The following is a 16,262-nucleotide window of genomic DNA, read 5'->3' as shown; positions in this document are numbered from 1 at the left end:
GGCACAACACTCAGTGTGGTGTCTCCCCTTTTAGTATCTGCCCTAAAACTTCCTCTGAAGGGTGAAGATCAAAAAATCTTCCATAAAATTCTTTCATCTTCTCGCGCATTTCTAAATTATCAGGATTTTTACCTGCAAGAATATTCTTCGCCCAAAGAATTTGGAGCGGCAACTCTAAACCATAACGATCCCATAGAAAAATTCCTGTTGGATTGCGATAAAGATGACCAGACTGAATCGCTGGCAAAAACTCAGCTCCTTTTGGAACAGTGCCTTTCTCCCAACTGCCAGAACCTGATCCTAAAATGATCACATCCGGGTTGGAAGCAAAAACTTGCTCCCAAGTCACAGGATGATTATTTCCTTTAGCCTCAACCACATTTTGTCCCCCTGCCAAAGAAATCCATTCATCAATGATTGTCTCTTTGCCGTCTACGGTTAGAGGATTTAAAGACGAAATATGTAAAATTCGCTTTCTATCACTCTGATCTTTCTTTGAGAAAAACGAAAAATGTCGCAAACGATTTTCGTTTAGCAAAGCCTTTTTTTCTTTTTCAAGAACCTCTGCGCCAACAATTTCTGTGACAAAGGCACGATAGGCTTCAGCTTTCTGAAAGGCGACTGAGGTGTTTTCAAGCTTGGCACTTTCATCAACACATGCAAGTAAACCAGCCATATCCTTAAAATCCAAAACAGACGCCTGAATATGGGCATGTTGTAAGGTTTCTGCTTGCGCTTTAAACGTTATCGGTAGAACCACATATTTTGGGTTCATCGTAATAATCTGCTCTGGATTGAAACCTGTTGCAGGAACCCGTGTCAACTTTGACAAGGCAGGATAAAAATAAAACAGCCAAGGCACACGCTTTTCATAAATTGCAGCCGCTTCTAATTTTGCCCCAAGCATTAAATCCATTGTTAAATGGGCATACCACTCATCAACAACGCCTTTCTGCTCTGCCTGCACCTTTGTTAAGGTGATTGGCCAGATTAAAGAAACGACCAGCGCTGCTTTAAAAAAACGCTTACCAAAAACTTTTTTCATTTTTTCCTCAGATCAATAGATCAATTTAAGACGACCGCCTGTAACATGAAGGTTAAGTGTAGAGATTTCTTCTTTTTAGAGAACATTTTCATTGCGCATTTTACTTTTGCGCCGTCCATAAAAAAGATAAACCGCAAATCCCAGTAAAAGCCATATACCCAAATAAAGCCAGCTTATAAAATCAATGGTGAACGTCCCTACGACACACGACACAATCCCAATCATCGGGACAAAATAATTTCCCCCAAAAACCTGAAAAGGTCTGGGATGATCCGGCATCCGTATCCGCAAAATAATAAAGGCCAAGCAAACCATTAAAAATGTCAAAAGAGCCCCAAGCGAAATCACATTACCAAGCGCTTTTAGAGGCAGAAAGACCGCTAAGACCGCCGCTATAATAGAGAGGAACAAAATTGCAAACCAAGGCGCATGCCGGCTATTTTTCTGTGCAAAAACAGCTGGAAGCAATCCTTCATCCGAAATATGGCTCAAAATACGGCTTTGCCCAAAAATAATCCCATACAATCCAGCGAGAAAACCGACTAAAATGGCGAGATTTAAACATTGCGCAATTACAGGCATATTTAAAACATGCATAGCCGTTGCCAATGGATGGCTGTCTTCTGCCAAATTTAAATAAGGCACAACGCCGACCATTGCCCCTGAAAAAAGCGCTGCCAGCAAGGCACAGCAAGACAAAGTCCCCAAAATCCCGATAGGTAAATTCTTACGGGGGTTTTCTGTTTCCGGCCCTGCGGCAGCAACAATGTCAAAGCCAAGATAAAACAGAAACACAAAAGCCGTTCCGCTTAAAACCCCACTCCATCCAAAATGGCCGAAATGTCCCTGATTAACAGGAATATAAGGCTCATAATAAGAAGGAATGATGAAGGGTACACAGCAAAGAACAAAAATAATCACAACAGCGACTTTTAGAAAAACAAAAAAATTGTTTAATCCAGCAGATTCTTTTGTTCCCAGACATAAAATCGCCGCCACAACTGAAAAAATAAACAAAGCAGGCCATACGCCCCAAGCCATGCCACCCGCAGGCAAAGATGTCCCTAAAGGCAGTAAGAATTTATCTGGAATAATCACATGCCAATTCGCAAGGAAAGCGCCGAGATAACCACTCCAACTCACAGAAATTAAAGATAAAGAAACAATATAAGTTGCCACGAGGCACCATGTTGCAAGCCACGCAACACATTCGCCCATTGCCGTTGAAATATAGGTGTAAGAAGCGCCGGAAACCTTTGTGAACATGGTTGCAAGCTCGGCGTAGCATAATCCGACACAACCACAGGCAATCGCTGCAAAAATAAAACATAAAGAAACAGCGGGGCCACTAAATTGCCCTGCCGTAATTCCTGTAATCGCAAATAAGCCTGCGCCAAGAGAGCTTCCAATACCTAACGCAATTAAATTTAGCGCCCCTAGCCCTTTTTTTCGTCCTGTGTGGGATGGTGTTTCATCTGTCATAAATATCCTAAAAACTTATAATATATTTTGAGAGTTTAAATTTTATGCAAGGTTGCGTTTCATACGGCTATGCTTGCGTCCATAGAGCAAGTAAATCGTACCTCCAGCGAGAAGCCAAATCCCCAAGTAAAGCCAGCAAATCGGTTCTACCGTGACAAGTCCAGTGCCACAAACACAAATCCCTCCCCCCGGAATAAGCCACTTTCCACCAGGGACACGGAAGGAACGCAAAGCATTTGGCTGACGTTTGCGTAAGACAATCAAAGAAAGACACACGCTCGAAAAAGTCAAAAGAACAGACAAAGAAGCCACGCCACCGAGCAATCTTACAGGGATCAGAATTGCCAAAACAGCCCCAATGAAAGAGAGAAACAAAATCGAAACCCAAGGCGCTTGATGCTTATTGCGTTTTGCAAAAATCTCCGGCAAGAGACCATCTTCAGCGACATGACGTAAAACACGGCTTTGCCCATAAATAATCCCGTACAGACCTGCCGTAAAACCAAGTAAAATGCAGAGATTTAGGAATTCAGCTAAAAACGGAATTTGAAGATGCGACATTGCCGTTGCCAATGGGCTCGTATCATTGGCAAGGTCTAAATAGGGCACAAGCCCCACAAGACAAGCCGAAAACCCAACGGCTAAAATAGCGCAAGTTGTTAATGCACCTAAAATCCCAATAGGCAAATCCCGTTGTGGATTACGTGCATCTGCGCCTGCCGAAGCAACGACATCAAATCCTAAGTAAGAAAAGAAAACCAGTACTGCACCTGAAATAACACCGCTCCATCCAAAATGGCCAAAAGTGCCTTGGTTGGCAGGAATATAAGGCGTGTAATTTGCCGAAGAAACCGCAGGCAAGGCAAACAGCACAAAAAGAATAACCACCGAAATCTTCAAAACAACAAAAAACGTATTCCAGCCAATAGATTCTTTTGTTCCTGAACTCAGCATCAGCGTCACCAAAGAAATCAAAAGCACCCCTGGCCAAACGCCATAAGCCAGTACATGGCTGCCATTTTCAAACGTCAAAACCGTTCCAAGCGGTTCTAAAATTTGAGAAGAAATATAAATATGCCATTTTGCAAGAAACGCTGCGAAATAGCCACTCCAACTCACAGAAACAATCGAAATCGAAAGAATGTAAGAGGAAACAAGACACCATGTCATCAGCCATGCAGGGCACTCCCCAAGCGCAGCTGAAATATAGGCATAAGATGCCCCAGAAGCCTTTGGAAACATCGTTGAAAGCTCAGCGTAACACAGCCCTACCAAAGCACAGGCAATCGCCCCGATAATAAAGCATAAAGAGACAGCTGGCCCACTATTTTGACCTGCAGCAATACCGCTAACCGCAAATAAACCAGAACCTAAAGATGTACCAACCCCAAGCGCAATCAGCTGTAAAGGTCCCATCCCCTTTTTTTTCGAAGCCTTTGCTTCTACTTCTGGTACTTGCGTCATCTACTTAATCCTTTAATTTTCTTCTTTAGGCAATAAAAAAACCCGCCTCTCTAGGAAAGACGGGGAAGAATTTTAGGCTGTTTTTAAGCTGCTCTTTGATTTTTTCTAAAGTTTTAAACTTTCAGAGCGCAATCCTTTTTCTCCCCATCGTAACGACCTGTTACGGGTGTGCCTGTAATTGTTGTACCCACAGCTGTTACATCGATGTAAGGGATTAAGGACATTCAAAAACCTTGAATTAAAAACATATTTTTATAATTTCCCAAGACTTTGCCATATTTTCTTTATCTTCACAAGCGCAAGGCCAAGCCATCTGAAAATAAACCCGTAAAATATCCGCTCTCTTTAAAGTCAAAATCCTTAGAATTACAGAGGAATCTCTTTCCTTTTTCAAGAAAAGATGGTCCTTAAATCTCTTTTTTTGAGAATGAGGATTGTATAAAATTGCATAGACTGTTTAAATTACAGCAGATAATTCATTAGAGGATAATTACGTATAGGCCTCTAATAAGTCCCTTATCACTATTACAAAGGTTACCTTATGACGAGCATCCCGCGCCGTGGTTTTTTTCGCACCATTTCGGCCACAGCCCTTGCTTTGTGCGGGTGCGCTGTGATGTTTAACAGTCCCGTTTTTGCACAGGAAAAAGCAGATACCACAGCAAAAACATCAGAACTCTTAACTCTCCCACAGCCTAAAACAATCAAAGTGGGCATCATGGCTGGAGAGGATGAAGATGTCTGGCGTGTTGTTCAGGAAAATGCGAAAAAAGCAAATTTAACGATTCAGGTTATTCCTTTTTCTGATTATACAGCGCCAAATATTGCCTTAGATCAGCATGATTTAGATGCGAATGCCTTCCAGCATCAACCTTATCTTGATGCACAGAAACAAACACAGCATTTCCATATCTCACGTATTGGTGATACCTATTTCCAACCGATTGGGCTTTATTCTGTCAAATATAAATCCCCTCAAGAGTTAGAAAAAAATGCAGTCATCGGCGTTCCGAATGACCCTTCTAATGAAGGCCGTGCCCTTCATCTTTTGGAAAATTTAGGCGTTATTAAGCTCGCTCAAAATATTGATGCTTATCCAACCTCTTTGGACATTACTGAAAATCCCAAAAATATTACCATCAAAGAACTAGATGCTGGGATTGTCGGCCGTTCTCTGCCTGATCTTGCTGCGGCCGTTGTCAATACAGAATGGGCACAAAAAGCGGGCATCGATATTACAAAATCCCGTATTGGTGTCGAAGCATTAAAAGAAAATCCTTACGTCAATTTTATTGCTGTCAATGATAGTGATTTGAACAAACCATGGGTTAAAATCCTGGTGCAATCCTTCCAACAGCCTGACGTCGCACAAGCGATTCATACAGCCTATCATGACGTAACCATTCCGGCCTTTTCTGCATGACTCATTCCACCACCGCTTTGCGTGGTGCTGTAGAACAAAAAACCGTGCTAGAGGTTAGACACCTCTCGCATTGGTTTAACTCTCAGGCTGCGCTAAATGATATTAACTTTTCTGTTAAAACAGGAGAGATTGTTGGCTTAATTGGTCGCTCTGGTGCAGGAAAATCAACGCTTATCCGTTGCCTCTGTGCCTTAGAACGCCCAGGAGCTGGTGACATCATTGTCAACGGCACGAATATTACAGGCTTACCAGAATCTGGTTTAATCAAAGTCCGCCGTAAAATTGGGCTGATTTTCCAGCATTTTAATCTCCTAACCTCCCGAACTGTCGAAGGCAATATTTCTCTGCCTCTGCAAATTGCAGGCACTCCTCGCACTGAAATTCGAAAACGTGTTAAAGACCTTATTGAAATGGTGGGGCTCGGAGGATTAGAGAAAAAATACCCACATCAGCTTTCTGGCGGTCAAAAGCAAAGGGTTGGAATTGCACGCGCCCTAGCGACAAATCCTGACGTTTTACTTTCAGATGAGGCAACCTCTGCGCTCGATCCTGAATCAACAGCGTCTATTCTGAAATTACTTAGCGATATTAACAAAGAATTTGGGCTAACCATTTTACTGATTACGCATGAGATGGAAGTCATCAAACGCTTTGCAAAACGTATTCTTGTGCTGGATCATGGGAATCTGATTCAAGACTGCACGCTCAGCCAGTTTGCACGTAATGAGCCAGATCACCCTGCTCTAAAACCGCTCCTCGCAGAAATTCAGCCACAGCTTCCAGATAATCTGCTGCAAAAATTGCAGCCTATGCGTCAACAAGGATGCAACGAAGCTGTTTTAAGAATTTATCTTGAAGGGAAACATATTACAGATCCCCTCTTTTCAGAGCTTGCGATTAAATTTGGAACACAAACACGCCTTTTACAGGGAGGCGTGAGCGAACTTGGAGAGGAATCCGTCTGCGACGTCATTGTCAGCATCACTGGTGAAAAATGTGATGAAGCCATTCAATTGATTGCACAAAGAGCCCAAGCGTACAGGGTGTTAGGATGGTTATGTCACCCATAATTTTACATCTCATTTGGATTGGTACGCTTCAAACCTTAGAAATGGTTTTCGCCTCAACGGCTATTGCGGTGCTTCTTGGAGGGCCTATTGCCCTCTTCCTTGTTGGAACAGGACCTGCGAAACTTTGGAAACTGCCTGTTGTGCCTCGAATTGTAGAACTTTTTGTTGACGCTGTTAGAGCCATTCCTTTTATCGTCCTTCTTGTCTTGCTGATTCCAACCACACGCCTTATTGCGGGAACGTCTTTAGGAACAGAGGCCGCGATTGTGCCTCTTTCCATTGCCGCTATTCCCTATTTTGCACGTATTGCAGAGGTTTCCATGGCAGAAGTCGATACCGGATTAGTCGAAGCTGTTCGGGCTATTGGCGGAACACGCCTGACGATTATTCGACATGTGATTATTCCAGAAGCCCTTCCTTCCCTGATTGCGGGTCTTACAGTCACCCTGATTACAATGGTCGGTGCCTCTGCTATTGCGGGCACAATTGGCGCTGGCGGCCTCGGTGATTTAGCTATTCGCTATGGTTATCAGCGTTTTAATACGACCGTCATGCTCTGGGTTGTTGCGGTGCTTATTTTGATGGTCTGCATCATTCAATGGACAGGGAACTGGCTTGTTCGCAAGCTACGCCATTAAATTCCTTCTTTAATTCTCAAAAAACGGCGCTTTTTAAAGCGCCGTCTCTATCTCAAAATCTTTTACTTTATTTTTAAGACAATGCTGCCAAACAATTTCGATCTAGCGTTTTAAGACTTTTCTGACCTGTTAAAGTCATACAAATCCGCATTTCTCTTTCATAAATATTGAGAAGGTTTGTGACGCCAGCCTCCCCCGCACTCGCCAAGGCATAGATATAAGAACGTCCAATCATTGCGGCATCTGCCCCAAGCGCAATCATACGCATCACATCTAAACCAGAGCGAATACCTGAATCGGCTAAAATTTTAATCTGTCCCTTAACCTCATCGGCGATCGCAGGCAGTGCCCTTGCAGTCGAAATTGCACCATCTAATTGCCTTCCGCCATGATTGGAAACAACAATTCCATCTGCTCCGAACTGCACGGCTTCTTTGGCATCTTTCTTATCCAGAATGCCTTTAAGAATCATTTTTCCTTTCCAAAAAGAACGAATCCATTCCAAATCTTTCCAACCGATAGACGGATCAAAATTCTTATTGAGATAGCCCATATAGTCGAGCAAACCGACTGATTTTCCCATATAGGTGGAAATATTGCCTAGATCATGTGGCCCTCCTAAAAGCCCAACAGAAATGGCCCATTTCCAGTGAGTTGCAATTTGATAGGCCCGGTGAAACCATGCATAATTACCTTCTAAGCCAGAATGCCTATCTCGGTAACGTGCTCCAGGAATTGGCATATCCACCGTAAAAACCAAGGTTCTAACCCCAGAATTCCAAGCACGTTGCAAAACATCACGCATAAAAGCGTGATCTTTTAAAACATAAAGTTGAAACCATAAATGACTTGGGCCCACTTTTTTAGCAAGCTTAGCAACAGGTGAAACCCCTACTGTCGAAAGCGTGAAAGGAATATTCTTTTTTTTCGCAGCATGCGCCGCAGCCACCTCGCCGTACCTTCCATACATCCCTGTTAAGCCAACAGGTGCTAAAACCAAAGGTAAAGAAAGCTTTTGATTCCATAAAGTTGTCGAGAGATCCACGTTGCCAGCTTCACTGAGAATTCGCTGTCGAAAAGCAACTCTTGCTAAATCTCTTTGATTACTGCGCAAGGTTGTTTCATTCCCTGCTCCCCCGGCAATATACTCAAAGAGAAAGGGTGGAAGGACATTTTTAGCAACTTTTTCATAATCTTTAGGGGAAGAAATAATCATCATTTTAACCTTTTTATCATCCAGTAAATCTGGGCGATGCTAAACATCCATGGTTCGCACAGCAGAAATTTTCTGGAGCGTATCCCCTAAGCACGCTAAGCTATCACTAAAAATTTTCTCTTCCAAGCGTTCTTAGAAAAAGAATTTACTGACTTTCCTGCCAACTATAGGCTTCTATTGTTCTCCGTTTTTGACGTGGCGGCGCAACACGGCAGGCCATGAAATAAAGGCCAATTCCAAAGGCAATATCACTCATATATTGCAAATCATTGGGGAGCGCTAAAAGACTTCTATCATATAAAATTTGATAAACATCATAAAAAGAAGAGATCAAAAAAAGCACGCGCCAAACAAAAAGTGCTGGACGCATCGGGTTTCCCATGCCGGATCTCTCCACAATATGCATTCTCGAAAATCCAAGAAAAAGCACAAGTCCGAACACAAAAGAAAGAAGATTATAAAAGTTAAGCGCTAAAGAAACGGCCCCAATAATCAGCAAAATAAAAAAGGCAAATCCTAGAAAAACCAAAGAACCTAGCTGAAAATTAAGCCCTAAACGCCATGGAGATTTTCCTGGAAGCAACCTGTCCATAATAGGCTGAAAAACACCGTCAATCAGGCCATCATCAACCTTATGCGCAAATTCGCCGGCTTTCTGCGCCCCGTTTCGCACAAATTCGCCAACTTTTCGTGCAAATTCATCTCTATCCATGCTTACTTTCAGTCTCCTTAAACGTCATAACGCTTAAATAATTCTTCATTTTCTTACGACTTGCGCCACATTGCCTTGTTTTAGCGCCTTAGAGAAGCACCTCAAGACTTTTTCTTAGGTTAAACACCAAAATTTCTCAGAAGTTTTCACAAAGCTTGGCTTTACTAAAAAGAAAGCTCGTTAGTATATTTGCCCTTTAAAGATTTCTTTATTTATTCTTCCCTTTATAGCAAGGAAAGTTCTTTTAACGCCCTATGACTCATTTTTCTCTCTCAACAAAAATTTCATTCCAATCCTTGCTAAAAAGCTCTTCTATTCTTTCTGCATTTTTAATGGCGACCGCTCTTATTACCAGTACAGTCAATGCAGAAGAATCACAGCCCTCTCAAGCACCCGCTGCGGCGACAACGCAAGACAAAGACACCTCTGCCGTCTCCTCTAACACAATCAACACACCTGCACTCCGCTATACACTTCCAAATGGTTTGCGTGTTGCGATTGTGCAAGATCCTCTTGCGCCCGTTGTCCAAACGATGGTCAATTATGCGGTCGGATCGGCCAATGCGCCTAAAAATTTCCCGGGGAATGCACATGCGCTTGAGCATATGATGTTTAACGGCACACCGAATATCAGCCAAAAACAACTCACAGCCATCAGCTCCAGACTCGGTAACCAGAATAATGCCGATACCACCTCTGACGTCACACAATATTATTTTGAAGCGCCTGCGGAAAATCTAGAAGTTCTGCTTAAAATAGAAGCGGACCGCATGAAAGACATCTCTCTCGATTCAAAAGAATGGGCACATGAAAAAGGGGCTATTGAGCAAGAAGTTTCAAGGGATCTCTCCAACCCTGCCTATCGTTATCTCAGTCAACTTAGAGCCATTCTCTTTAAAAATACCCCTTATGAGCGTGATGCGCTTGGTGACCGCGCTTCCTTTGACAAAACAACTGCTGAAGATCTCCACAAATTTTATAGAACATGGTATGCGCCCAATAATGCGCTTCTTGTCATTGTCGGAGATATTGATCCAGATAAGACCTTAGAATTGGTAAAGAAACATTTTGAGGATCTTACACCAAAACGTTTACCTGAAGCGCCTGAAATCCAGCCACAAAAAGTTAAACAGCAAGATATTGTCCTCCCAACGGATTATCCCGTTTCTTTTGAAATTCAAGCATGGCGCATGCCAGGAATGCGTGATCCTCACTATGCGGCCGCGCAAATCCTTGCCGATGCGCTCTCCAGCGAACGGGGAGACCTTTTTGCCCTTGTTCCTGCTGGAGAAGCCCTTGAATCCAGCTTCTCTTACCAAGCAGAAGCGCAAGGCGGCATGGGCCTCGCCTTCATTGCCTATCCCAAAGGACAAGCCAGAGAAAAAATAAAAAACAAACTCACAACTATTTTAAACAATTATCGTAAAAACGGGATTCCTGAAGAGTTAATCGAAGCCTCTAAGAAGAATGAAATTGCTAACCTTGCGTTTAGAGCAAACTCTATCTCTGGCCTTGCAGAAAGCTGGTCCGAGGCTTTAGCGGTTCAACATCTAAATAGCCCCACCGATCTTTCTAAAGCTTTCGAGAAAGTCACAAAAAAAGACGTTGATGATCTTCTGCACGAATGGCTCAATACGCAAACTGTTGTGACAGCTTCTCTTGTACCCTCAGAAAAAGGCCATGCCATTGCGGCTCAAGGCTTTGGAGGGACAGAAAATCTTCTTTCAGACAGCGCAGAAGATGTCACTTTACCAGAATGGGCTGAAAAAGCCTTAGGCCATGCGCATGCGCCAGCCACAATGACTCCTCCAAAAACATATATTCTGCCAAATGGTCTCAAACTCTTCGTTCAACCCGAAAAAGTAAGCAATACCATTGAGCTTTACGGCGATATCCGTCAAAATGCCGCCCTTCAAGAACCTAAAGGTCAAGAAGGCGTTTCCAGCTTAACAGATGCTCTCTTCCTCTATGGCAGCACGAAACATGACCAAAAAGCCCTTGCGACAGAATTTGATGCGCTTTGCGCTTCTGAAAGCGCAGGGAGCAGTTTTAGCCTATCTGCCCGTAAGCCAGATTTTGATAAAGCGCTCTCACTTTTGACAGAACATGAACTTACACCTGCCTTCCCTTTAACTGGATTCACCAAAACACGGGCAGAAGCGGCAGAAGCCCGCAGAGGTGAAATGAAATCCCCTGCCTATCATTTTGGCAGAGCTGTTCGTAAAGCCCTTGTTCCTGCCAATGATCCAACTCTCAGAGAGGCGACCCCTGAAACCATCAAAAAAATCCAACTTCAACAGATCAAAGATTTTTATAAAAAAGCCTATCGTCCTGACTTAACAACGATTTTCATCATCGGAAATATTGATCCAGATGAAGCCTATCAAGAAATTCTGAAAAATTTTGGAAATTGGGAAAAAGAAGGTGATACCCCAAAGATTGATTTACCGAAACTCCCCTTGAACAAAGCTTCCCAGGCCAGAATCCTCGATCCTGGACGCTCACAAGATGAAGTGAAACTTGTCGAAAACCTTGAAATTGATGTGCATAATCCTGAACGGCATGCTTTAGCCGTTGGAAACCAAATCCTAGGTGCTGGCGGCTTCTCCTCCCGCTTACTGCAAGACCTGCGTGTTAAAACAGGCTTTGCCTATAGTGCTGGCAGCGCTATCCAATATTCACGGACCCGTGCAAACTTCCTAATGGCATTTGGTTCTGATCCAGAAAAGGCAATAAATGCAGAAAAATATGCCATAAAAGATTTAAAACAGCTTCAAGAAGCCCCCCCCACAGAGCATGAACTCAATCTTGCAAAAGATGCCCTGCTGCGCTCAGCACTTATTGGCCGTGCAAGCTTTAGTGGCATTGCAGGTCTTTGGATGTCTTTGAATGACCTGGACCTCCCAATGGATACGCCGAATGAGAGAATGAAAGCGATTGAAGGCATGACTCCTGAACAGGTGCAAACGGCCTTTAAGCGTTGGATTCATCCAGAAAACCTCGCAAGGATTACCTTAGGACCTGCGCCTAAACAAAAATCTGTCAGCAAAATAACTAAAAAATAAGGCGGATAACAAAAGCCCCCATCTTAAAAAAGATGGGGGCTTATTTTCTTTAAGAACTTATCTCAAGATTTTAAAAGATTTTCATCTCGAAGAACCTGCATAATCGTCTCAATCCGATGACGGTATAAATGATTTTCAAGCGTTCTTTTCTGGGCTTTTCGTGCCATCTCCTGACGTTTTTCAGGATTTCCCAAATAGGTTTTTAATAATTTAGCGAAATCATGACGGTTGTTAAAAACAGGAATTTCATCGGCATCATAATAGCGCCGCATTTCATAAGTTTCCTCATGAAAAAGCTGAAAAGCGCCAGCCAAAGCTGTCTCAAATGTACGTGGCCCGGGGGTCGATGGTGCAATCATAAAGCGCTTATTTTCAAAATGAAGCGAACGCCCCAAATTCAATACGATACGTGCCCTGCGGTAAAGTTCAATCAATTGAGTCTTTTCAATACGTGCATCAGAGAATCCCGGTCCAAATTCTCCCCATCCAGGCCCAACAAAACGAACCTTGACCTTTTGCAATTCAGGCATCAGCGAGCGCACAACTTCTTTTCGGCAGCTAAACGCCACCCCGCAGAAGAACACATCCACTGTTTTTTCAACAGAAGAATCAATTTCTCCATAATGCAAGGTTGGACTTGCCGCTAATGGAAGATGGAAAACACGATCTCTCTGATAAAAGTGATGTCCCCAGCGATCGCAAGAAAAAATTACATCAAAATCATCTGCGATTTGATAATGGGCATCTTGCTCATAAGGATCTTCTGTTGCCCAAAAAACAGTTACCGCACCACACGCACGCGCTGTTCTGGAAACCTCTCCAAAATAGGTACTTTCTGGCAAATAAGAACCCGTTGCAAAAACAAGATCAGGTTTCCACGAGGAAATAGCAAAAGCAGCCCCTGAAATATCAACCGCAATGACTTGCTCTTCACCCAAGACATCTTCAAACCCGCTTTGCATTGCTTCGCGCACCTGACGGTTCGCCTGACTTTCAAAATGTCCGCCACAGCAAATAAGAACTTTAACTTTTGGTCGCGTATCGCCCATAATTATCTACTCAATTTTCGTCTAAAGCTGCCTTGAGAATATCCTCTAAGGCCTGTTGAAATTTCTTTACATCACAATCTTGACGTACGGCTTCTAAACTTTTTTGTCTTAATTTTTCCCACAATACAGAATCCTGACTCAGGACTAAAGTTAATTTTGCAAATCTCTGACTATCACCAATGGGTGCAGCTAAAAGTTCCTCCCCATCTTTCCAGCCCAATTGCGCTGCAAGCATATCTGTTGCAACAATCGGCAAGCCCCGCGCAGCGGCCTCATGTAATTTATAAGGAAGCCCTCCCGCATATCTTGTTGGCGCAACAAAAACCCGATGTTGGTTAAAAAGTGACTCAGGATTCTCAACAGCGCCGAGAAAACGTAAGTTTTTCCGTCCACTCAACGGACGCAAATCTACCCCTTCAGCAACAAAACCTGCAATTGTCACAGGTAAAGGCACACCACCGTTCATCTCATCTAAAAGGGGTAAAATCTCTTGAGTCAACCATAACAGGGAATCATAATTTGGAGAATCCTCGCTATGCAATGCGCCAAAAAATAAAATTCCCTCTCGTGATTCGAAAGATCCCCCGACATCTAAATGCGGCATTAAATGCCCCAATATTTTGACAGGCGGCCATGCAACCTCTTCAGCAAGTTTTGCATCTTTTGCATTCACACAAACAATTTCTGTGCAATGATGTGTTACTTGCAATTCTCTTTCTAATTCTTCTAATAAACGAGGATTTTTTACATCCCGCATTTCCGAAATTGAGAATGATTTTCCAAAATTTTGCTTATATAAATTTTCATAAGCCAGCAAACGTGGCGCTGCAATCACCTCTGTGTCTAAAATAACAGGTAAAGCTGCAATCGTTAAATTCTGTTGTTTAAAGAAAGGCTGAACACGATGCCAATTATGTGTCCGCCCAACCCAAACAAGATCATAGATTTCGGCACGTTCTTCTAAAAACTGCGCCAAGTCCTCCAAGCCACATTCTGACATAATTTCGACCGTTTCAGGGAAAGCATCCTGAAACCGCCAAACAGGTTCTGTCGTTTTAAAAATAGGAAAAATAGTTACCTGCCAGCCAAGTGTCGCCATTTCCCCAATAATATCTGCTGATCGCCCATAACCAGAACCTAAACGATGCAGTGGCACATAATCTTCAATAAAGAGAATTTGCCGGCGTTCTTTCCCTTTTTTTCCAAAAAGGCTTGGATCTCTGCTTTTCGACGCATTTAAAACACTTCTTGTCGGACGCTCCGAAAGCCATTCCCGATGCTGCGCAATAAATTTTCTAAGATTCATCTGAATCAGAATATGCGAATCATTATTGCCTGACGTCCCAAATTCTAAATGTTCGACGAGGCAAGAAGGCGAATAAATAACTTTTGCACCAGCTTTTCGAAGCCGCGTACATAAATCTGTATCTTCAAAATAGGCTGGAAGATAAAGCGTTTCAAAAAGTGTCTCTCCTGCTTTATCTATCCAATAGCGGGAGAGCAGCAAAAAGGCCGCCGAACCATAATCAGCTTCCCGTTGGAAAAGTGCTTCTGGCACATTCGCCTCATCTTCTCGGCGATAACCATAAGCCGAACCATCCTCCCACAGAATAGATCCAGCTTCCTGCAACATCATATGCGTACGAACCAAACGTGCGCAAATAGCGCCAGCCAAAGGCTCTTTTTCCATAATTTCTAAAGCGTTTTCCACAGCTTTCGGAAAAAAACGAATATCATTATTTAACAACAGAATTTTTGGCGCTTTTGCCAGTTTATAAGCCTCATTACAGGCTCTTAGGTAACCTATATTCTCTTCATAATGTACAATTCTAACGCCTTTAAGAAGAATTGAAATCTCCTTAATGAAATCATCAGATCCGCTATTAACGAGAATAACCTCCATTGCGCCCTGATAATTTTTCCGTAAAGAAAGAAGCGTTTGCAATGTCAAAGAAACTTGATTGTGCGCAACAATCAGAACGCTGACAGCAGGCGCTTCTCTCACAGAAAAATCTAATATTTTAACGCCTTCAAAAGCCGTTAAAAGCAAATTTTTAGAGACTTCTTCGGCCGTTTCCCGAAAATAAGTTTTCGTTTGATTTTCAGAAAACTCTGAACTGAAAAAGCCACTTTCTGCGGCATAGCCATTTTTCTCAGCAACAAAACGGGCAAAAATAGAATCCCAAGCGCCACTTTCACATTGAGAGCGTACAATCGGCAATGCGCCATAAGCCCGAAGGGAAACATCTTTTAAAGGGGAACGCCCTTCCCGAGCGCCACAACGCAAAAAATGATCAAACCCATTACGGAAATTTCCTCTTTTAATAAAAGGAACAATATCTGGATTAGCCTCCCGATAGTAAATCTCATCAAAATCTGAAGAAGGATTATCTTTTTTAAAAGGTGCGAGGGAAAGATAACGATGCAACGCATTGATATATTTGCCAGACGCAATCTCTTGGGCGGCTTCTGGATAATACTCCAAATAAAAGCAGGGATCAAAATACCAAGAGACACGATATAAATCTGAAATTTTTGCTGGAAGATTTAACCAACCCTCAAGAAGTCCCCGCCCCTTAAAATAAGCAGGGAAAAGACGGGCAAGTCTTCCAACGAGCTGTAAATCAAAAAAAGGACTTGGAGAAAGCCCCTCTTGTTCTCCATTTTTTAAATAATGCGCCCAGCCATTTTCAAATCCGAGCGCTTGGAAATTCACCCCACCTGAAACAAAAGCTCTTTTTGTATAAAGATTTTCATCAAAAAGCCAATGAGGTGATTGCTCCTGACCTTTTTTTTGACAATAAAACGCAAAGCCAGAAAGAGCCCTTCCCTCTTCCGTTTCTAATTTTTCCTCTGGTAAAGAAGAGCGAAACCAGATTTCATCAAAAAAAACATTTGGAGAATGTCCCCATCCCGCCCCTATCTCTTGATAAAAGCGAACGTAATCATCTTCCTGATAACCGTGCGCAAGCATCGCTTCTTGAATGCCATCGTAATGTTGCGCATACCATTCAACGTCAAAATAGCGCCAAGGAGACGGTGTGGTATCCTCGGAAAAATTTAAAGAAAGAAAAATTTTTCCGCCCATACGAAACCGC

The 16,262-nt window shown here is 42.8% G+C and carries 11 protein-coding genes; 4 read left to right on the top strand and 7 right to left on the bottom strand.

The window, feature by feature from the left end; translation table 11 throughout:
- Positions 1–10: 10 nt before the first annotated feature.
- From FAI40_06550 to FAI40_06540, 3 genes are all read right to left on the bottom strand, one after another.
- Complete coding sequence (locus FAI40_06550) at positions 11–1,045, bottom strand: hypothetical protein (GenBank protein ID QCE35020.1); 1,035 nt, start codon at positions 1,043–1,045, stop codon at positions 11–13.
- Positions 1,046–1,120: 75 nt separating this feature from the next.
- Entirely contained in the window at positions 1,121–2,527 is a 1,407-nt protein-coding gene (locus tag FAI40_06545) for an amino acid permease (GenBank protein ID QCE35019.1), read from the bottom strand.
- A gap of 42 nt (positions 2,528–2,569) precedes the next feature.
- Complete coding sequence (locus tag FAI40_06540) at positions 2,570–3,991, bottom strand: amino acid permease (GenBank protein QCE35018.1); 1,422 nt, start codon at positions 3,989–3,991, stop codon at positions 2,570–2,572.
- Between the two features lie 616 nt (positions 3,992–4,607).
- Here FAI40_06540 and FAI40_06535 point away from each other — a divergent pair.
- Genes FAI40_06535 through FAI40_06525 form a run of 3 tightly spaced genes read left to right on the top strand, consistent with a single transcriptional unit; the run spans position 4,608 to position 7,122 of the window.
- Complete coding sequence (locus FAI40_06535; GenBank protein ID QCE35772.1) at positions 4,608–5,414, top strand: MetQ/NlpA family ABC transporter substrate-binding protein; 807 nt, start codon at positions 4,608–4,610, stop codon at positions 5,412–5,414.
- Positions 5,411–6,484 carry an ATP-binding cassette domain-containing protein gene (locus tag FAI40_06530; GenBank protein QCE35017.1) on the top strand — a complete coding sequence of 358 codons (1,074 nt, stop codon included), beginning with the start codon at positions 5,411–5,413 and terminating at the stop codon, positions 6,482–6,484. Before FAI40_06535 ends, FAI40_06530 begins: the two co-directional genes overlap by 4 nt.
- Positions 6,472–7,122: an ABC transporter permease gene (locus FAI40_06525; GenBank protein ID QCE35016.1), complete on the top strand. Its 651-nt coding sequence runs from the start codon at positions 6,472–6,474 to the stop codon at positions 7,120–7,122. The genes FAI40_06530 and FAI40_06525 overlap by 13 nt, the downstream gene beginning before the upstream one ends.
- 73 nt (positions 7,123–7,195) lie before the next feature.
- Here the strand turns inward: FAI40_06525 and FAI40_06520 are convergent, their stop codons facing one another.
- Together FAI40_06520 and FAI40_06515 are read right to left on the bottom strand one after the other, a co-directional pair.
- Positions 7,196–8,338: an alpha-hydroxy-acid oxidizing protein gene (locus tag FAI40_06520; protein ID QCE35771.1), complete on the bottom strand. Its 1,143-nt coding sequence runs from the start codon at positions 8,336–8,338 to the stop codon at positions 7,196–7,198.
- Positions 8,339–8,483: 145 nt separating this feature from the next.
- Positions 8,484–9,050: a hypothetical protein gene (locus FAI40_06515; protein ID QCE35015.1), complete on the bottom strand. Its 567-nt coding sequence runs from the start codon at positions 9,048–9,050 to the stop codon at positions 8,484–8,486.
- A gap of 296 nt (positions 9,051–9,346) precedes the next feature.
- Here FAI40_06515 and FAI40_06510 point away from each other — a divergent pair, with 296 nt between their 5' ends.
- Complete coding sequence (locus FAI40_06510; GenBank protein QCE35770.1) at positions 9,347–12,115, top strand: insulinase family protein; 2,769 nt, start codon at positions 9,347–9,349, stop codon at positions 12,113–12,115.
- Positions 12,116–12,177: 62 nt separating this feature from the next.
- On the opposite strand, the gene FAI40_06505 is transcribed toward FAI40_06510, so the two are convergent.
- The gene (locus FAI40_06505) at positions 12,178–13,164 is read right to left on the bottom strand and encodes a hypothetical protein (GenBank protein QCE35014.1); all 987 of its coding nucleotides are present in this window, start codon (positions 13,162–13,164) and stop codon (positions 12,178–12,180) included.
- A gap of 10 nt (positions 13,165–13,174) precedes the next feature.
- Positions 13,175–16,252, bottom strand: a complete 3,078-nt coding sequence (locus FAI40_06500) for a glycosyltransferase (protein QCE35013.1) — start codon at positions 16,250–16,252, stop codon at positions 13,175–13,177.
- Positions 16,253–16,262: the final 10 nt, after the last annotated feature.

The sequence above is a fragment of the Acetobacteraceae bacterium genome (assembly GCA_004843345.1).
In the GTDB taxonomy this organism is placed as follows: domain Bacteria; phylum Pseudomonadota; class Alphaproteobacteria; order Acetobacterales; family Acetobacteraceae.
The sequence above is the reverse complement of the archived record's forward strand: the minus strand, read 5'-3'. Positions and strand labels throughout refer to the sequence as shown.